Annotated in this window: 18 protein-coding genes; 6 read left to right on the forward strand and 12 right to left on the reverse strand. The window is 37.4% G+C overall.

Features of this window, described 5'->3' with window-relative positions; all coding sequences use genetic code 11:
• Nucleotides 1-4: 4 nt before the first annotated feature.
• On the reverse strand, nucleotides 5-496 hold the full coding sequence (locus ABI125_12885; protein XCF05610.1) for a YkgJ family cysteine cluster protein: 492 nt from the start codon (nucleotides 494-496) through the stop codon (nucleotides 5-7).
• Between the two features lie 121 nt (nucleotides 497-617).
• Between ABI125_12885 and ABI125_12890 the strand changes: the two genes are divergently transcribed.
• Nucleotides 618-1,319 (forward strand): class I SAM-dependent methyltransferase, encoded by a 702-nt coding sequence (locus tag ABI125_12890; protein XCF05611.1) that lies wholly within the window; start codon nucleotides 618-620, stop codon nucleotides 1,317-1,319.
• 163 nt (nucleotides 1,320-1,482) lie between these two features.
• Here the strand turns inward: ABI125_12890 and ABI125_12895 are convergent, their stop codons facing one another.
• Nucleotides 1,483-3,240, reverse strand: coding sequence for a TonB-dependent receptor (locus ABI125_12895; GenBank protein ID XCF05612.1), 1,758 nt, complete (start codon nucleotides 3,238-3,240; stop codon nucleotides 1,483-1,485).
• 23 nt (nucleotides 3,241-3,263) lie between these two features.
• Nucleotides 3,264-6,302 (reverse strand): tetratricopeptide repeat protein, encoded by a 3,039-nt coding sequence (locus ABI125_12900; GenBank protein ID XCF07906.1) that lies wholly within the window; start codon nucleotides 6,300-6,302, stop codon nucleotides 3,264-3,266.
• A 189-nt stretch (nucleotides 6,303-6,491) separates the two neighbouring features.
• Here ABI125_12900 and ABI125_12905 point away from each other — a divergent pair, with 189 nt between their 5' ends.
• Both ABI125_12905 and ABI125_12910 read left to right on the forward strand, forming a co-directional pair.
• On the forward strand, nucleotides 6,492-7,175 hold the full coding sequence (locus ABI125_12905; protein XCF05613.1) for an ATP-binding cassette domain-containing protein: 684 nt from the start codon (nucleotides 6,492-6,494) through the stop codon (nucleotides 7,173-7,175).
• Between the two features lie 3 nt (nucleotides 7,176-7,178).
• Nucleotides 7,179-7,922, forward strand: coding sequence for a class I SAM-dependent methyltransferase (locus ABI125_12910; protein XCF05614.1), 744 nt, complete (start codon nucleotides 7,179-7,181; stop codon nucleotides 7,920-7,922).
• Between the two features lie 17 nt (nucleotides 7,923-7,939).
• On the opposite strand, the gene ABI125_12915 is transcribed toward ABI125_12910, so the two are convergent.
• Entirely contained in the window at nucleotides 7,940-8,776 is an 837-nt protein-coding gene (locus tag ABI125_12915) for a 2OG-Fe(II) oxygenase (protein XCF05615.1), read from the reverse strand.
• 56 nt (nucleotides 8,777-8,832) lie between these two features.
• Between ABI125_12915 and ABI125_12920 the strand changes: the two genes are divergently transcribed.
• The 3 genes from ABI125_12920 to ABI125_12930 are packed head-to-tail and all read left to right on the forward strand — an operon-like array spanning nucleotide 8,833 to nucleotide 11,619.
• Nucleotides 8,833-9,744: a glycosyltransferase gene (locus ABI125_12920; protein XCF05616.1), complete on the forward strand. Its 912-nt coding sequence runs from the start codon at nucleotides 8,833-8,835 to the stop codon at nucleotides 9,742-9,744.
• Nucleotides 9,744-10,649 carry a glycosyltransferase family A protein gene (locus ABI125_12925; protein XCF05617.1) on the forward strand — a complete coding sequence of 302 codons (906 nt, stop codon included), beginning with the start codon at nucleotides 9,744-9,746 and terminating at the stop codon, nucleotides 10,647-10,649. Before ABI125_12920 ends, ABI125_12925 begins: the two co-directional genes overlap by 1 nt.
• 19 nt (nucleotides 10,650-10,668) lie before the next feature.
• Complete coding sequence (locus ABI125_12930; GenBank protein XCF05618.1) at nucleotides 10,669-11,619, forward strand: glycosyltransferase family 2 protein; 951 nt, start codon at nucleotides 10,669-10,671, stop codon at nucleotides 11,617-11,619.
• A gap of 14 nt (nucleotides 11,620-11,633) precedes the next feature.
• Here ABI125_12930 and ABI125_12935 read toward each other — a convergent pair whose 3' ends face one another.
• From ABI125_12935 to typA, 8 genes are all read right to left on the reverse strand, one after another.
• The gene (locus tag ABI125_12935; protein XCF05619.1) at nucleotides 11,634-12,035 is read right to left on the reverse strand and encodes an FdtA/QdtA family cupin domain-containing protein; all 402 of its coding nucleotides are present in this window, start codon (nucleotides 12,033-12,035) and stop codon (nucleotides 11,634-11,636) included.
• A gap of 98 nt (nucleotides 12,036-12,133) precedes the next feature.
• On the reverse strand, nucleotides 12,134-13,162 hold the full coding sequence (locus ABI125_12940) for a glycosyltransferase family 2 protein (GenBank protein ID XCF05620.1): 1,029 nt from the start codon (nucleotides 13,160-13,162) through the stop codon (nucleotides 12,134-12,136).
• A gap of 11 nt (nucleotides 13,163-13,173) precedes the next feature.
• Nucleotides 13,174-14,463, reverse strand: a complete 1,290-nt coding sequence (locus ABI125_12945; protein ID XCF05621.1) for an O-antigen translocase — start codon at nucleotides 14,461-14,463, stop codon at nucleotides 13,174-13,176.
• 5 nt (nucleotides 14,464-14,468) lie between these two features.
• Nucleotides 14,469-15,560: a DegT/DnrJ/EryC1/StrS family aminotransferase gene (locus ABI125_12950; GenBank protein XCF05622.1), complete on the reverse strand. Its 1,092-nt coding sequence runs from the start codon at nucleotides 15,558-15,560 to the stop codon at nucleotides 14,469-14,471.
• On the reverse strand, nucleotides 15,557-16,534 hold the full coding sequence (locus ABI125_12955) for a GNAT family N-acetyltransferase (GenBank protein XCF05623.1): 978 nt from the start codon (nucleotides 16,532-16,534) through the stop codon (nucleotides 15,557-15,559). Before ABI125_12955 ends, ABI125_12950 begins: the two co-directional genes overlap by 4 nt.
• Before the next feature lie 32 nt (nucleotides 16,535-16,566).
• Nucleotides 16,567-17,877, reverse strand: a complete 1,311-nt coding sequence (locus ABI125_12960; protein XCF05624.1) for an O-antigen translocase — start codon at nucleotides 17,875-17,877, stop codon at nucleotides 16,567-16,569.
• Between the two features lie 174 nt (nucleotides 17,878-18,051).
• Nucleotides 18,052-18,291, reverse strand: a complete 240-nt coding sequence (locus ABI125_12965; GenBank protein ID XCF05625.1) for a uroporphyrinogen decarboxylase — start codon at nucleotides 18,289-18,291, stop codon at nucleotides 18,052-18,054.
• Nucleotide 18,292: 1 nt separating this feature from the next.
• Nucleotides 18,293-20,092 (reverse strand): translational GTPase TypA, encoded by a 1,800-nt coding sequence (gene typA / locus ABI125_12970; protein ID XCF05626.1) that lies wholly within the window; start codon nucleotides 20,090-20,092, stop codon nucleotides 18,293-18,295.
• Nucleotides 20,093-20,170 lie beyond the last annotated feature (78 nt).

The raw sequence follows: 20,170 nt of genomic DNA on the forward strand, positions 1-20,170 counted from the left end.
ATACTTATTTTATCTTTTGCTTCATCGCCTCAACAATGTTAAAAGCTGCTGGGCAAATGGCCACGTTCTTTAAAGTAAGATTTGAAATTTGCTGAAATTTTTTCCGGTCGGTATGCGGAAATTCCCGACAGGCCTTAGGGCGCACCTCATAAATGGAGCAGTAATTATCGGCGCCCAAAAACGTACACGGCACACTTTGCAACACATAATCGTTTTCCTCATCAATGCGCAAAAACTGCTCGATAAACTGCTGGGGCTTCATTCTAAAATGTTTGGCAATGCGATCAATATCCTTATCGGTAAATAAAGGCCCCGTAGTTTTACAGCAGTTGGCACACTCCAAACAATCGGTACGCTCAAATTCGTCGTCGTGCAAATCCTGCATCACATAATCCAAATTCTTGGGCGGTTTCTTTTTTAGCTTTGCAAAGAATTTTTTGTTTTCGTTATGCTTATCTTTGGCCAGCTTTGGAAGGTTATTTATGAAGTCTTGCATGGCGCAAAAATACTGTTTTTCGTCATTACGAAGGAAGTTATGCCTGAAGTAATCTTTTAAATTTCAAAATATAAACAGACAGATTTCCGCCTGCGCGGAAATGAAAAAAGACTCTTGCTTTATGAAAGACCTTTTCGGAAAAGCCCTGCTCGATTACCATAACGGAAACTATACTGAAGACATCATCACTTCCACAAGCATTTCTGACGACGACGAACTGCCCCTCCCCTATTTGTTCCGCAGTTATTCTGAAATGCCTCCTTTGGAACAAAAAGCCCTGAAACTTTGTAAAGGCAAGGTGTTGGATGTGGGCTGCGGTGCTGGAAGTCACAGTCTGTATTTACAGGAAAAAGTCTTTAACGTTAAAGCCATCGATATATCTGAAGGCGCCATTGAAGTATCCAAAAACCGTGGTGTTTTAAACACTGAAACCCTTTCCGTTTTAGATGAAACCGAAACTTTCGACACCATTTTACTATTGATGAACGGCACGGGTATTTTTCAGGAAGTCACCCAAGTTTCCAAATACTTGAAGCATTTGAAAAGTTTGCTAAACAGCGGCGGACAAATTTTAATCGATTCGTCCGACATCAAATACATGTACGAAGACGAGGATGGCGGCTATTGGATGGACATGAATGCCAATTACTACGGCGAACTCGATTATTTTTTGAGCTACAAGGGCGAAAAGGAAACCCCAATGAAATGGCTGTACCTCGATTTTGAGACCTTAAAATTAGCCTGCAAAACGGTTGGGTTGAACTGTGAATTGGTTGCCGAAGGGGAACATTTTGATTATTTAGCGAGATTAATTCCTGCGTAGGCAGGAATCTCATAAATCAAAACGTTTACAAAATAGATTCCCGCCTACGCAGGAATGACAAATTATGAGACTCTGAAACGATACTTCGTCGACTTCGCTCAGCAACCATAACCACGCTCTGCATATTGGTTTAGGATGATGAGATTCCCGCCTGCGCGGGAATTTAAAAATCAAACTTATAAGTAGCCCCCGCTAAAAACTGAATGCTCTGCACCGGAAAATTTTGCCACTTTTGATAGGCTTTGTCGGCAATGTTGTTCACTTTTCCAAAAATGGAAAACTGCTCGTTGATGTGGTAACCCACATGTGCATTGGCGTCAAAATAACTGTCTAAAACTGTTATCTCTGCGGTGGTTGGCGTTAACGAACCTTCCGTTTCCAAAATATCCTTGCGCTCGCCTATGTAAAACAAATTAGCCCCGGCAAACCAACTGTCGTCAATTTGGTAATCGACAAATAACGACCCTTTAAAATCGGGCAAATTCCAAGCTTCGGGTTCGCCATCGGTATCATAGGCAAAATATTCAGCCTTTAATCCTAATTTGAAATTTCGGTTTACATCGGCATTTATTTCACCCGAAACCCCAAAAGTGTCCACATTATCGTAAACGATGCCGAAAGCGTTTCCGAAGTCATAGTCATTTTCAGCCGAAACACCATCTTTAATTTCATTCGTTCTGTACAGTGCTTTGTTCCTATCGGAAATGTATTTTCCGCTGAAATTATAACTCATATTACTCGATAATTTCCCTTTTAACCCTACATATGCATTGTAAAGCTGATCGGTTGGCATAATGAATAAAGTAGGCGATACAAACGGATTTTCATTGGCGAACCCCTGATATGAGTTTTGGATTAAATCGCCCTGAATGCCCCCATAAGCAATCAACACATCGTTCACCAAACGGTACGAAGCGGTAATGTTGGGGTACACGTAAAATTTGCTTTCGCCGGACGGCCTGTCGTTTAAATAAGCCAAAGACACCCCTAAATTAAGAGTTAAATCGTCTTGCTTCAGTTGATAGGTGGGCGCCAGGTTGATGGTGAAATTCCCGTATTCCAAAGGCGCGTCTACCGTATAGCTTCTGTCGAACTCACCACCCAAGTAATCGATTTTCAATTCGGTTGAAATCTCTTCGTAATTAATCGGCACATCAACTTTTCCTTTTAACACCAATCGGTTTTCACCCGAACCTCGATTATCGCTAAAACGTCTAAAAAGAAAACTTCCGGAGTTGATATAAGTGTCTTCAAAAGACACGTCGCCCCCCAAATGCACATCGAAAAACGAGTGGCCCACATCAATATTATTGGCCTGCGCTTGTGCGATTTGCGACTGTGGCACCCCATACCAATTGTACATTTGGTGCTGCGCCCCTACTTCGGCATTCCACGACAAATCGCGCATTTGGCTGGAGTAGTTCACGTTGAGTTTGGAGTTGGAGAAATTATCATCAAACTGAACGCCTTCAATATCGCCACCAGACGAGTGGTGACTTACATAGCCGCCCACGGTTTCGTTTCGGCTTATGGCATGGTTTAAATATACCTCGCCCAAAATAGTGGTGTAGCTACCCATGCCCAAAGTAGCGTAATTATCGAACAATTTAATGGGTTTGGCTTTTTCTACCACAGCGGCTTTTCCCTTGGCTGGGGTGAACGTTGAGGCTACCGGAAAGGAAAAAATATTGTACTTCACTTCTTTTTTGGTTTCGGTGGTTTCATCGTCTAACGACGGCGCTTCCTTCACCTTAAAGGCATCCGAAATACTGGGCGTATAGGGTTTAACCACATCGATAACTCCGGTATCTAAGGTGTCGGTTGATTTCCTTTGTGAAAATGCGACAACTGCATTCAGTAAAAAAATAGCGGTGATGATATATTGGGTTTGCTTTTGCATGTTTTGTTTATTTAATTTCAAAATTCAACTTTTAACTTCGAAAATTAATCTTGGGGTTGAACGGATGAATTGGTTTTGGCTTCTTCAGTTTTAATTTTACCCAACTCGGCTTTGGCCTCGCTGACTACGTCGTCGAACTCGGAAAAATTCTGAATCACACTTTCTAAAATGTATGTAGCCTGAAACGCATCGTTGAGCGCATAAAAATTCTTGGCCATCAACACCAAGCCTTTGGCGCTGTAATATTTGTAACCTGAAAAATCTTTGGCGAGTTTTTGTACCGTGTTATTTGAGGCTTCATAACTGCCCTCCTTATTTTTAAAGTAAGCATTAAAATACAGGGCTTCGGCAGCGGTTTCGCCTGTGGCTACTTTTTCAACTTGTGCGTAAGCCGATTTGGCTTTACTTTCGTTACCCGTTTTCATGGCCGAACGCGCAATAATTATATGGGCATCGGCCTTTATTTTATTGTCGATTGTTGAACTGCTCAATACTTTTTCGGCATACGTTACCGCTTGCGAATAATTTTCCAATTGGTAATGTGCTTTCATCATGTTCGATTGTGCAAAGGTGACATTCTGCGGAAAATTAGCCTCTTGCTCCAATCGTTGCAACAGCGGCATGGCTTTGTTCCAACTTTTCTTCTCTAAATGAAATTGACTCAATCGGGTTAAGGCTTCTTCGGTGTATTCGCTTTGCGGTGCCTCAACAATATATTGGTAATGCGGCGCGGCGTTTTCAACCAAACCTTTTTTGTAGTACAATTGAGCCACGTAAAAATGAGCGTTTTGGGCGTGCAGCCCATTGGGAAATTGGTTTAAATACCCATTAAACTGAGAAATAGCCTTATCGGTATTGTTATCCAAATACTGTTTTTCAGCAGCCTCGTAAGTGGCATCGTCCAAATCTTTATCGGTTACCTCTACATAATCCAAGGTTTTTACCCAAGCGGCATAATCGTCCACCCGGCCCAAATCGATGTAAATTAATCTTGCAGTTGAAACGGCTTGCTCGGCTTCCGGCGAACCGGCATAATCGCCCACCACCTTTTTGAATTTGGTTAAAGCCTGTTCGTTCTGTCCGCCATTATAATACACCAGCCCTTGGCGCAACAAGGCTTTCGGCACAAACGAACTCATACGGTACTCGCTAGCCAATTGGTTGTAAGCGCGCATTGCTTTTTGGGTGTTGTTGGCTTTTACGTAGGAATTGCCCAATTCGTACAAAGCATCGTCGCGTAATTTTGAATTGGGATACTTTGAAACGAACTGCTCCAATTCCTGTATTTTTTTTGACGATTGCCCTGCATACCCCACGCTAATAGCCTTTTGGAACGCCGGATAATCGGTATCGATTTCATTAAGTTGTATGGCATCCTGATAGGCTGAAACCGCATTTTGGTATTCGCTCGACACAAAATAAGTATCGCCCAAACGCAAATAGGCATCGTTCAATCTCACCTTATCACCGTTTCGGGCAGCGATATATTGCTTAAAATGGTCGATAGCCTTTCCGTAGTTTTTTAATTTGAAATAAGTGTAGGCCAAGTTATAATCTACATTTTTGAATTCTGGTACTGTGGTGGATTCACCTTGTTGCTTGAACTGTTTAAACCCAATTAAAGCCTCATCAAAGTCACCAAGGTTATAATCTGTTTCAGCCTTCCAAAATGTAGTCCTCGACGTATAAACGGCATCTTGCTGTTCGCTCAACGATTCGTCAAAAAGCCTTTCCGCTTCTATAAATTGGCCTTCATTATAAAGTTCCAATCCTCTGTAAAACGCCACTTTTTGGTAGGCGACTTTGTTTTCAAAACTTCTTTTGCCTTTCAGCAATTCTAATGCTTCTTTGTAGTTTTTTGAAGTGATATACGAATCAATCAATAAAGTTTCTACTTCTTCTTTATAAGCCGTATTAGGATATTTTTCCAAATAGCCCGCTAAAACCTGTGGCGCTGGTTGATAGGGGTTACCAATTTCGTAGCTTATTTTGGCATAGTTGAGCCAAGCATCTTCCTGGATTTTTAAATCGAAATCCATTTGAGAGGCATTTCTAAAGGCATTTAAAGCCTCTTGCTTTTTACCTAAATGCACATAACTTTCGCCCAAGTGGTAGTAGGCATTTTGCGCAATGCTGTTGGTTCCCCCTATAATTTTATTGAATTCTGAAATGGCCTTTTCGTAATCTTTTTGTTTGTAATAGGCGTAACCCAATTGGTAGTAATCGGTGTTGCTCCATTTTCCGGTTCGGTCGCGTGGCCCCTTTTTTCCTTTGTATGCCTTTAAATAAGGAATGGCTTCTGCATATTGCTCTAAGTTGAAGTAGCTCTCTCCAATTATTTTTGAAAGTTCGGACATCTCATTGGCATCACTTTTACTCAATTGTTCTTTAGCGAGTTGAATGGCTTTTTCAAAATTGCCGAGTTTGAAATTTAAATCGGCCTGGTAGTACGACAGTTTTTCTTTGTAACGCTCTTGGTTCCCCACTTGATCGAAATAGGTGTTGGCCTGATCATAATCGTCGCCTTCATAAGCCATATAACCGATGTAATATTTGGCCTGCGAACCGTACTCCTGCGAGCTTTCCACCCTGCTTAAATACTTCTTCGCTTCCTTATATTGCTTGGTCGTAAATGCGGTATAACCGTTATTGAAATAGAATTTTTCCTTTTCCTTTCGTGCCAATCCACTTTCATCAACTTTATCGTACCATTTTCTGGCATAAGCGTATTTTCCGTTGGCAAAATAATAATCGGCCACATCAACATAAGCAGTATTTTTTTTGGTGCTGGTTGGGTATTCTTCTACAAAATCTTCCACCAATTGGTCGGCATTTTGTTGGTTTAATCGCACCGCACAATTGGCGATGTAATAGGCGCAATCGGATTCCAAAGTGTGTTCCTTTGTAGTTTGCTTTACGTCCTTAAACAAGGTTTGTGCGGCTTGATATTGCTGATTGTTGTAAAGCGACAGAGCCTTTTGGTATTCGACCAAATTACTAGTGTAAACGGCCGATTGCTGCGCTATAACATGAAAACTAAAACTCAATATCGCTAAGCACGATAGGATGCTTTTTTTAGTCATTAAGGGTTTGTTTTTAGGTTGAACCAAAGATAAATCAATATCATCTCTATAACGAAATAATCGTGCCATAATTATAACAGGAATAAATATTCTGCATAAAACAAGAAATAAACCAAACTTTTGGGCGTTAGCTTTAAGGTTTAACATTTTAGTGATATTTTTACGCCACACGAAAAACTAGCTTACTTTATGCCAAACCCGATTTTACAATTAAAAGACGCTTCTATTTATCAAGGTGACAGTTTAGTGCTTTCCAATGTGAATGTTGAAGTTAACAAAGGGGATTTTGTGTATTTAATTGGAAAGACCGGCACCGGAAAAAGCAGCTTTATGAAAACCCTCTACGGTGATTTGCCATTAACCGAAGGCGAAGGCCATATTGTTGATTTTAAACTGAATGGTTTAAAGGAAAAAGAAATCCCGTATTTAAGACGGAAATTAGGCGTGGTTTTTCAGGATTTTAAATTACTCACCGACCGAACCATAAACGACAATTTATTATTTGTTTTGAAAGCTACGGGTTGGAAAGACAAAGAAAAAATGAATACCCGTATTGAGGAAGTCCTCACCAAAGTGGGCATGAAAACCAAAGGATTCAAATTTCCGCACGAGCTTTCTGGTGGGGAGCAGCAACGTGTAGCCATTGCAAGAGCCCTGCTTAATGACCCTGAACTGATTTTAGCCGACGAGCCCACCGGAAACCTAGACCCCCAAACCAGTGTAGAAGTGATGGAAGTGCTCCAGGAAATAAACAAAAACGGCAATACCATCCTTATGGCCACCCATGATTATGCCCTACTTTTAAAATATCCGAGCAAAACCCTAAAGTGCGACGACAACCAGATTTATGAGGTAGTGCAACGTAAGGCTTAAATTATGTACAGCTCAATAAAAAAAGCCTTAAAAGCTTGCATTCCTAAAACATTCTTATTCAAAAACGAACTGTTTTTTCGTAAAATCCACAGTCTATTTTATTCGGGCAACAAGCACCAATGTAATATTTGTTCTCAAAAATTAAGTCGGTTTATCAATTTAAACCACAGCGATTTAATATGTCCGTCGTGCGGTAGTTTATCAAGAAACCGAAGACTTTGGCACCTGTTAAGTCAGCAAGACAAAACGGGGAATTGGCTTCATTTTTCACCTTCGAGAAGCTTGTACAGAACGCTAAAAAAAGATTCCAACATTAATTATCACAGTACCGATTTCGAAAATGAATTTTTAGCCAACTACAAATTTGATATCACCAACATCGACCAACCCGATGACCAATTTGACGTTATCATTTGCTACCATATTTTAGAGCATATTGAAAAAGACCGTTTGGCCATGAAAGAACTTTTCCGAGTTTTAAAGCCAAACGGATCCATTTATATACAAACCCCTTTTAAAGATGGCGATATTTATGAAGACAACACCATAAAAACACCCGAAGCCAGAGCGGAACATTTTGGGCAAAACGACCATGTTCGGATATATTCTGTAAAAGGATTAAAATCAAGATTGGAAAAGGCCGGTTTTAGTATTGAAATTAAAACTTTTGAAAAGACTAATAATGATTTTTATAATGGTTTTATTCCGCCTGAAACGATTTTAATTGCTACGAAATTAAAATCTTAATTGACTCATGTTAAACTTTAATACTTATCTAAATCCGTTTCCTTTCTATAAATATGAGGGTTCTTCCGGATGCCTTTTTTAAATATTTTTCTAATCAACATTCTTATATTCGCATCTACATCCAAAATTATATTTGTAAAGGTATCTTCAGGCCTACCTCTAAATTTTGTAACATGAAACTTATCATTTTCTCTCAGTGGATTATCACTAAAATAATAGTTGGAAATACAACATCTCGGTTTATCCACAACCACTTTATTGACCGAATGCCATGACAAATCGTGAGTTGCCATAATTACAAGTCTGTTAAATTTACTTTCTATTACCGTGGGCGATTTACTTGGCCCTTCAGGCCAAAGCTCAAGATTTCCGCCATAAGATTCTTCCCAATATGGCGTAACATAATAAAGCAAGTTAAGTGACCGCCAGCAGTTTCTATCTGCATCATGTGAATTATCCAGATGAGGATGTAAAAAATTGTCTTTATTCATCAGTGAAAGACCTCCTGCATAGAGTGAATCATCGGGATAAACAGATTCTATATCACATACTTCGCCTATTAATTCAACTACCCTTTTATCCTGAAATGCATAAATTACTTTTTCTAACAAATCATTATGTTTATCCATTTGTGCAGACACATACTTGTATTCCCTTATGCTTTTTAAGCATCGCATTTCTCCTGGTTTAGGAAAGACTTTAAAACACTCAAAAGCTATTGTTTCTGGCAACAAATCATCAACATAAAAGTAACCTATGTTATTTTTAGTCTGATTATACATAATCTTCAAACTGTGCCTCTCATTTTCCAGTCTTTTTAAAATCAACTCCACAATTTGCATCCTATCAATCATACAAAACCTTTAACTTTTCTTTTTATAATATTTTAATTATCAAAGAAAACGTATTTTTGGAAACAATCAAAAAATTAATGATATCCATATTAATTCCAACCTACAACTACAATGTTTTCCCTCTGGCTAAAAGCCTTGAAAAACAATTTATCGAATTGGGCTTCCCTTTTGAATTAATCTGTATTGACGACGGTTCATTGTCTGAAACCAATATTAAAAACGAAAAAATAAATAATTTAAAAAACTGTAAGTTTATAGCATCAAAGGCAAATTTAGGCCTGAGTTCTAACAGGAATTCTCTTGTCGAAAAATCAAAATACGAATACCTGCTATTCATTGATGGCGACTCTGTTATAGCGGACAATAATTTTTTGAATAAATATTCCATTTTCGCAAATGGAGCATTTGATGTTGTTTATGGAGGCAGGGTACACCCTAGTATTCAAAACAAAAACCAAATTTTAAGGTGGAAATATGGGGTTTACAGAGAAGACAAAATTGCCCGCAAAAGAGAAATACACCCTTATAAATGCACTTTATTTAATAATACTTTGATTAAAAAGGATATATTTAACAAAATAGGCTTTAACAAGGACATAACTGATTATGGACATGAGGACACATTATTTTCATTTCAACTTAGTAAGCTTAAAGCCAAAGTAAAACATATTGACAACCCTGTTTTACATGGTGACATAGATCTAAATTCTGTCTTCTATAAAAAAATGCACAAATCTATTCAAAACCTAAAATATATTTATAACAACAATTTGGTTGACCCAGATTTTGTTACTTTTCTTTCTATATATTCTAAGATAAAAAAACTAAAACTCAATTATCCTTTATCACTAACGTATAAAATTTTAAAACCTATTTATAATTATCAGCTTACTTCTAATTATGCATCACTATTTTTATTTGATGCATTCAGGCTTACCTATTTTTGCTATATTAATTTAAAAAAATAATGCCGTTTTTTTCCGTAGTCATACCGTTATACAACAAGGAAAAGTACATAAAAGAGACTTTAAATAGTGTGCTTGCCCAAACTTTTCAGGATTTTGAGATTATTGTTGTAAACGACGGTTCTACCGATAAAAGCTTGTCTATAGTTGAGGCTTTTCAAAATGAAAAAATCACAGTTTACAGCAATAAAAATCATGGTTTATCATTCACCAGAAATTTCGGGATAAAAAAGGCCAAGGCACAATACGTTGCGTTTTTGGATGCTGACGACCTTTGGGCCGAAGATTTTTTGGAGACATCTTTCAATGTTATAAACAAACATCCTAATAACAATGTTTTTACTTCAAAAGAAAAACCTTTTCGGAACGTTAAAGACATATCTTTAGCAAAATCAAACGAACCAATAGAGGAAATCATCATATCTGATTTTGATACGCATTCAAAATTCCTTGTCGGTTTTAGTTCTTTTGTAGCCAATAAAAACATCTTTAACAACATTGGTTTTTTCAATGAAACCGTAAACTACGGTGAAGAATACGACTTTTTTATAAGATGTTTTGCTAAATACCCTTTAGTTTACATAAACAACTACAAAGCGTTTTACAGGTTTGGAACAGATAGTCAATTAACGGCACCCAACAAAAACTTTAAGCGCATCATTCCGGATTACGAAATCTATTTAAAAAACAATAATCGACCGGGGCTAAAAAAATACCTTAACAGGATCCACTATCTTTTAATGGTACTATATAAAGCGGAAAGAAATAAAGAAAAAGCCTTGTTTTACAAGAAAAAGGTAAACATAAGTAACTTAAATTTTGTTCAGAAAATAAAATATTATCTACCTATCTGGGCGTTCTATTACAGTAAAAGGGTTTATATTTGGGTGTCTAAACTCCCCTTTTAACCTTATCTTTAGTAAGTGAATGGATTCTCAGCCTCTACTTTCGGTACACGTACTCACCTATAATAGTGAGAAATATATCGAGGCCACGATTCACTCTATTTTGATGCAAAAAACATCTTTTAGTTTTGAGATTGTGATTGGCGACGACAATTCATCAGATAATACGCCTAGTATATTAACCCAATTTTCAAAAGTACACCCCAATCTTATTCAATACAAACGTAACGAATCGCAACTCGGTATACTTAAAAACTTTAAGGCAACTTTAGATCGATGTAAAGGGAAATACATCTTTGACATAGCTGGAGACGATTTATTAAAGCACCCCTATTCGCTACAAAAAATGGTGGATGCTTTTGAAAAAGACAGCAGTCTGGGGTTTGTTGATAGTGGCTACGACATCTATTTTGAGAAGACAAAAAAAACAATGGGTTTTGCCAACCAAACCCAAATAAACTGCCCTAAAGAAGCATACAAAAACTTATTGCTTTTGGGGCAAATAACGCCTGCTGGCACTTGCTACAAAAGGCAAGCACTTTATGATTTTGTTGATTTTGACACTTACATTAAAAACAAAATTGCATTTGAAGATTACCCTATTTTGGTTGATCTCGCTATGAATACCGATTTTTGCAGAATCAATGAATCGTTACATATTTACAGAACGCATGGCGAATCCTCTACTCATATAAAAAACTTTAACCAACAGGTACTATTTAAAGACCAATTGCTTGAATTGGCCACCCACTTCAGTGAAAAATATAATTTACCGCCATCTATTTTAAACGGCCACAAGAAAGGATACTACGAAGGGATGCTATATTTAGCTGGGAAATTCGGACAAGGCATTTTGGGCAAACAAATGTTCTTTAAACTAAAAAAACCTTTTAACGCGAGGTATTTAGGATATTATTTATGCAGCCAATTCAAACTGTTTAGAACAGTGGCCAACAGATTCAGGAAAATTTAGCGAGACCGTTTCTATTAAACACGAATGTTCTTCGACTTTAAAAAATCATCAAATTCCCTGATATAATCACCTTCTTCAAAAACTTCAGAAGCCAAAACCAAACACACCGCTCCCGACGAAAAATTTTTAATTTCCCTCCAAACCCCTGTTGGAATAAGCAACCCCTCATAGGGCTTGTTTAATGTGATTTTAGATTCCTGTTTCCCGTCATGCAAAAAAACATCGAAACTTCCGGAAAGTGCAACCAAAAACTGTTTCAAATTTTTGTGGGCATGTCCACCCCGCTCGGCCCCGGCTGGCACATCATACAGATAATACACGCGTTTGACTTCAAAAGGAACGGTTTCTTTTTCAATTACAGAAAGGTTGCCCCTTCGGTCTTCTATCTTTGGTATTTGTATTAGTTTAGGAGTCATTATCAATTTCAAGTCCCTCTCGCATTAATTATTTATTGGAAACCTTCAAAACAAATGTATCATTTTTATCCTTCAATAAAAACCGCCAATTAATCATTTTAATAGGAAATGTTGAGTTTTCTTTTCCATTTTATTTTGATATACTTGGAATAGCCACATTTTACCAAATCAAACAAAAACGGTAGGCTGTAAACCACGGATAAAATCATGTACTTTAATTTAAACCTTGTTATTGCATAATTTATATTCTGGAATACAAATGCATTGGTGAACACATTTTTTTTAAAATCGATTAAAAAGTCTCCTGTTTTTTCCTTTTCTATATTTGATTTGAAATTAAAAAATGAATGAATCGCCGAAAATCTAAAATGATTACCCAGTAAAGCCTGTTGTGCCTTAAAAATATACTTTTTGGAAATATCGCCTTCAACCAGTAAATCGTAGAGCCTTTTTCCTGTATTTAATGTGTAAATGTTTTTTGCCGAAAAGGTTTTTGTTATGGCATTTTTGTTGTCCTGCCTATAAAAAAAACAACCCTCACTAAAAACGACTTTGTTACTTTTTAAAAATAGTTTTCTGGTGATATACTCATCGGAATCAAAGGCATCTTCGGGAAAGTGCTCGGCTTCCAACAGCTCCGTTTTAAACAACGCAAAACCATGTATGGTCCAATCAAGCGACGCAATCAACGCTTCTTTTCCCGTCAGATCAATATTGCGATTTCCATTTAGACCAACAATTGTTTTGTTTTCAGGATTATTTTCGTGGTAAAACTCCATGTCGGGCAAAACAGTATCTGCTTGGGTTTGTATTTGTTTTTCAACCATATTTTTTATGAGGTCTTCCGAAAAAATATCATCCTGCGATGCATAATAAAAACAATCTCCTTTGATGTGTGGTTTTATAAAATTCATGGTTTTGGGCACCATCCCGCCTCGCTCTTTTTTAAACACCTTAAACCGATTATCGTTTGCAGCAAATGCATTCAAAATAGAAAGGCTTGAATCTGTGGATGAGTCATCTATCAACAACACTTCAATGTTTGAATACGTTTGCTTTTTAACGGATTCCAAAGTTCCTGGAAGATATTTTTCTCCATTGTAAACAGGTATGATAACTGAAACCAAAAACGACATAGTTATGACTTATTTTTTCCCCTTCGTTTAAAACCTATAACCAGAATGGTAATTACCACAACAAAATACAGAATGTACCTGATAAAATTAGCAATAACAACCCCCTCTGTACCATAGGTATCTATTAAATAGCAGGCCAAGGCATAGAAAGTAAGCACAGAAAACAACTCGGTAAACACAAAGGCGGCTACCATTTTTTTTGCTAAAAACTGAAATGCCACAACCATAGAAGCCAAGCGCACAAAATCGGCCAACAGTTGCCATTTAAACAAAGGCTCAATACCGCTAAACCCAGGATAAACCAAATCGACAATTGTATTTCTGAAAACAAAAACCAACACCAATCCAACAGCGAACAACGGCAGCAACGTTTTGTAAATATTTAGCACTTCGTTCTTAAAATCTACGGCTGTTTTCAAGCCTGCAAACTTAGGCAGCACATATATTGAAAAAATACTTGATGCGAATATCATATAGTTTTTAGACAGGTTAGTCATGGCCGTCCAATACCCTGCCTCATCAACATTAAGCTTTTGTATGATGATGTTCCGTAAATCGATTTCTACATAATTAAAAAGAACATGCCCAGAAATAGACATAACCGAAAACCCCAATAACGACTTATAAAAAGGTACCTTTAACGGAAAAGGGTTGAATTTAACCATTCGTTTTATCGCCCTCCCATAAACGCATAACAATACGATTAAGTAAAAAACAGGACCAACAGCTATAGCAACCAACACGCCATTTAAACTGTAATTGAATAAAGCAACTACCAATATAATACTTGATAAAATATAAGCCAGCAATTCCGAAATGGCGTAAACCTTATAGGCCATCAACCCATTTACAACACCGGCACAAATACGGTATAGCGCCATAAAAGGTACTAAAACGGCCACTATTTTTATCACACCGGCATACCCGTTTGTACTGAATAATTTTTCTGAAAAGAAAGACGCCCCAAAAAAAAGCACTACCATGGAAACAAATGATGCCAAAACAGCAAAAACAAATGTTGTTGAAAATAATTTTTCCAATGCTTTTTCATCATCCTTGGATTCGGACACGTACTTTATAATGCCACTAAAAGTGCCTAATGTTGAAAAACTGGCCAGCATATCCATAATGTTGCGCAACTGACCTATTTTTGCGATACCGGCTTCACCTACCATAATGGCCAAAATACGCTGAACAAACACCGAAATAGCCAATTTGGCCAAAATAACCACCGAATTTAAGGAGGTTATTTTCAGCACCAAATTATTCGATATGAATTTTGGAAATCGCATAGTATTCAAAAAGCGTTAACGGCACTAATAATTTCCGATACCTCGTCATCTGTCAATGTACTGTTAATAGGTAAACTCAATACTTCCCGATGTATTTTTTCGGTAATGGGCAATGATAAAGACTTCCACTCCTCCAAAGCTTGCTGTTTATGCGGCGGAATGGGGTAATGAATCAAAGCTTCAATATTCGCTTTCTCAAGATGCTTTTTTAATGCACCTCTATTTTCCGTACGGACAACAAACAAATGGAATACATGGTTACTGCTACCATCCCAATACGGCAATATGATTTTTTTGTTTTTGATTTCAGACAAATACCGCTTGGCTATTTGTCGCCGTGCCCCGTTTTCCCGATCTAAAAACGGCAATTTTATATTTAAAAATGCTGCTTGAATTTCGTCTAGTCTAGAATTCACACCAATATATTGGTTTTCGTACTTTATGGCCGAGCCGTAATTTCTAAGCTTTTTTATGGTATCGGCCAAATTTGAATCATTGGTTACAACCATACCGCCGTCCCCGAGTCCTCCTAAATTCTTGCCTGGATAAAAACTATAAGCTTTTGGATTATTATTTTCAGTTATATTCTTGTAGCTTACCCCATGGGCTTGGGCGGCATCTTCAACCACCAACAAATTATGTTTTTGGGCAATGCTATTAATTTCATCCATTTTACATAATTGTCCGTATAAATGAACGGGCAAAATGGCTTTTGTTTTATCGGTTATATGCTGTTCGATTAATCCGGGATTAATGTTATATGTTTCTAATCTAGGCTCTACCAAAACGGGAACTAATTTGGCATTCAACACCCCTATTACAGAGGCTATAAACGTATTGGCAGGCACAATAACTTCATCGCCACACTTTAGCTTACCCATTTCTATATAAGCCCTAAAGATTAAGGTTATCGCATCCAGCCCATTGCCTACACCAATGGCATATTTACTGCCACAATACTCCGAAAAATTTGATTCGAATTTCGTAACCTGTTCACTCAATATGTAATTACCTGAGCTTAAAAACCCATCGAGTACGGTTTTAAACTCCTCATCAAATTTTGAGTTTATTTTTTTAAGGTCCAAAAACTTAATCATAACATTACCGATTTTAGCGCATGATATTTACCAATATTGATTCTATAAAATTCCTGCACAATGGTTCTGGCACCAAAACCTTCCTTCCAAAACTGCAAGCCGGTGTTAATGTTTTTTCCATCATTTTCGTTGGAAGAACCAAAATCGAAATAAGCCTTTTCAACGAAAACGTTTTTTATTAAATGTTGAAAAAGAAAATCTAAACTGCCAAGTTGATTTTTATCTGCATTGCCCGAAATATATTGGCAATGCGCCACATTTTCGGTTAAAAACATAGTGGTGCCCGCAACAATTTTTTGGTTGTGGTACACATTGAATTGTTTGATGTTTTCGGGGAATTTCTGTTTGAGGTAGTTTATTTCGTCTATTGTGTGGACGGGCGCCGTTTGATGCTTTTTCTTTAAATTCGGAATCAATATTTCATTCCAAAATGATTTAAAATCAGTTTCCTCAATAACCTCCAATCCGTTTTTCAGGCCTCGTTTGCATCCCTCCAACCTGTTTTTTGAAATCGGTACGGGATTTTTTTGATTGATTACAGATAGTGTTTCACTTTTTACCAAGTGGGCATTCAGGACAAACATTAAATAGTTTAACTCTTGGTTTGGTAATAGCGTATAAAATGATGGTAACATTTTTACTTCTAAAACCTTAAAATGCTTCTTATCCAAAAACTCTAAAAGCGTATAGAATATGTTTAAAACCTCTCTTAACTTAGTTTCATCTTTTAAAAGTACCCCGCCGTAACTCAACCCTTGATGTGAATATATTTTATCCCCGGATTTATTGGCCGGAAACAAAGTGACCAGTTTCCCTTTTTTGAAAATCATCAACGAAAAATCTTCAAATCTATCAGCATGGTATTCCATAAAATCTCGATGGAACAAAAATGTAGCATTTTTGGAATTCAACAAAAAATCATTCCATGCTTTACGGTATAACGACGAATATTTGACTACGGTATATTCTTCCATTTTATCCTGTTTTTCTACAAAAACAATAAAACTTATTTCTCAAAGTTCTTATCTGCATCAACCCCAAAAAGCGAACTACCAAAAATGAGCAATATAATACCAAAATACATCAAATAACTCACAAAGTGGCCTATTACTGCGCCTTTGGCTCCTCCTACTGAGTTGATAAAATATACACTGGTGGTATAAAGAATGATCACTAAAAACGCCTCGGTCAATACATAATGCCAAAACATTTTCTTGGCCAAAAACTGATAGGCAATTACAATGGAGAGCACCTTAACAAAATCGCCCAGCAACTGCCATAAAAACAAATCCTCCACAGGTTGAAATTCGTCCGTAAAAACAGCCAATACAATGTAATGCTTTAAAAGATATATAACCAACAGACCTACCGCTAATACCGGAATAATGGTTTTATAAAAACTAAACACCTCTTTTTTAAATTCCTTGGTGCTATCAATTTCAGCAAATCTAGGAAGTAGATATAACGCGATTAACGAACTAATAAACATTAAATAGTATTTGGAAATCCGGGTCATGGCTTCCCAAAAACCAGCGTCCTTAAACCCCACATTGTCGATAATGTAAGTCCGGATGGCTATACCTACAATCGGCAATAAAATTACAGAAAACACAGCTATTAATGAATGTGTGCCCATACTCTTAAAAAACTGAAAACTAACATTTCTAGCCTTTATCAATGGCACTAAACTGCGTCTATTAATGATGCCGACTAAGGTGATTAAAAAAATCAATGATTCGGCAATAACTACAGAAATCAGTGCCCCATCAATTTGGTTTTGGTATATTAAAAGTAAAGCGATTGAAACACTTAAAATCTGCCCAATAATGTTTATTACAATAAGAATTTTATACTTGGAAAAACCGTTCATTATGGCGAACGAGAATAGATTCAGTGCGTAAAAAGGTAGCACAATGGCAAAAATTTGAATGACGTAGGCGTAATCATTGTACGTGGGAAATATAACGGTGTTTATCCATTCGGCTCTAAAATAGCAAAAAAACGAAACGACTATAGTAAGTACAAACCCTGTATAATAAACAGTTGAAACCGTTTTACTTAGATTATAAGCATCCTCTTTAAATTCCGAAATATATTTTACAGCACCTTTGTAAAACCCACCCGTGGCAACAGTTTGAAAAGCTTTTACAAAATCACGCAAATTTCCAACAAGCGCCAAGCCCACGGGGCCAATAAAAACAGCAATGGCTTTCGATGTTAATATGCCCGCAACTATTTTAGTGATTACAGAAACTATTTGCAATGAAGCCATCTGCACTAAAACCTTGCTATTTATGTAGTCTATTAATCTTTTCAATTAATACGAAATTTTTTCCGTAGTAGGCGATGAGCAATTTAAACAAAACTTTTAGCTATAACACTAAACTCGGTTTATTTATTATCGCTTTTTCCAAAAAAATCAATATCCAAACCATTTTTAAGCTTATGATATTTTGATTTAGCGAAACAAAAACAACAAAAGGGAAAAAGATTAGTTGGAGTGTTCTTCTTTTAAAATGTAAAACAAGTTTATACAGAAGATGGCTACGTTTGTGATGATGATGGGCTTAGAAATAGGCTGAAGCACAAAGCCATAAAACACAAATAGTAAACACCCGAGGGCATTTACTATTCGCAGTTTATTGACGGATTTCATTAAAAAGGAAACCAAAACGGTAGCCATGGCGGCATAGCCTACCCATTCTACCCATGGAATCCCCAGAACATCCATGTTATAAAGATTTGTTTCGCTTGCGGTCTACTTCTTTCAAAAAGATTTTACGGATACGCAAGTGATTTGGTGTTACCTCAACATATTCATCTTTTTGGATGTATTCCAAAGCTTCTTCCAAAGAAAACTTAATCGCTGGAACGATTTTGGCTTTGTCGTCTGCCCCAGCAGAACGTACGTTACTCAACTTCTTGGTTTTGGTCACATTTACCGTCATATCATCACCACGCGAGTTTTCACCAATAACCTGGCCTTCGTAAATATCTTCTCCCGGATCGATAAAAAACTTACCGCGCTCCTGAAGTTTATCGATAGAATACGGAATAGCCTGTCCGTTTTCCATTGACACCAAAGATCCATTTTGACGCTCTGGTATACCGCCTTTTAATGGCTGATATTCCTTAAAACGGTGCGCCATAATCGCCTCACCAGCAGTAGCCGTTAGCAACTGGTTTCTTAAACCAATAATACCCCTTGATGGAATAATAAATTCGCAAACCATACGGTCTCCCTTGGCTTCCATACTCATCATTTCGCCTTTTCTCATGGTCACCATTTCAACGGCTTTACCAGAAACTTCTTCAGGTAAATCGATGGTCATCTCTTCAACAGGCTCGCATTTTACGCCATCAACTTCTTTGATGATCACTTGTGGCTGACCAATTTGAAGTTCGTATCCTTCACGACGCATGGTTTCTATTAAAACGGATAAGTGCAATACCCCACGGCCAAAAACCATGAACTTATCAGCACTGTCGGTTTCTTGAACTCTAAGCGCCAAGTTTTTTTCCAACTCTTTGGTCAAACGATCTTTAATATGGCGAGAAGTTACGTATTTACCATCCTTCCCGAAGAACGGCGAATCGTTGATGGTGAATAACATACTCATTGTTGGTTCATCGATAGCGATGGTTTTCAATCCTTCCGGATTTTCAAAATCGGCAATCGTATCGCCAATTTCAAAACCTTCAAGTCCAACAACCGCACAAATATCTCCCGCTTGAACTTCATCTACTTTTTTACGGCCAACACCTTCAAAAATGTGAAGTTCCTTAATTCTATTTTTCACCACTTTACCATCTCGTTTTACCAACGAAATGTTTTGTCCTACTTTAAGCTCGCCACGGGTTAAACGCCCGATAGCAATTCGTCCCGTAAACGACGAGTAATCTAACGATGTGATCAACATTTGGGTAGTCCCGGCTTCAATTTTTGGCTCAGGAATGTGCTCAATCACCATATCTAAAAGTGGCTCGATATTTTCGGTTGGCTTTTGCCAATCTTCGCTCATCCAGTTGTTTTTAGCCGAACCATAAACGGTTGGGAAATCCAACTGCCACTCTTCCGCACCCAATTCGAACATCAAATCGAATACCTTTTCATGAACCTCATCTGGCGTACAGTTTTCCTTATCCACTTTGTTTACCACCACGCAAGGTTTCAACCCTAAATCAATGGCTTTTTGTAACACAAAACGGGTTTGTGGCATGGGGCCTTCAAAAGCATCAACCAACAGTAATACGCCATCGGCCATGTTCAACACACGCTCTACTTCACCACCAAAATCGGCGTGACCCGGCGTATCGATAATGTTAATTTTGGTGTCTTTATAAGTTACCGAAACGTTTTTTGAGGTAATGGTAATGCCCCTTTCACGCTCCAAATCGTTGTTATCAAGGATCAAATCACCTGTGTTCTCGTTTTCACGGAACAACTGACAGTGATACATAATTTTATCAACCAAGGTGGTCTTTCCGTGGTCAACGTGTGCAATAATTGCAATGTTTTTGATAGTAGCCATATATAGTGCCTTTTTTAAGGCTGCAAAGGTACATGTTATTAGTTAAATATTTGTTATATTTAAAAGGTATTATATTTT

The sequence above is a fragment of the Tamlana crocina genome (genome assembly GCA_040429635.1).
Lineage (GTDB): Bacteria > Bacteroidota > Bacteroidia > Flavobacteriales > Flavobacteriaceae > Flavisericum > Flavisericum crocinum.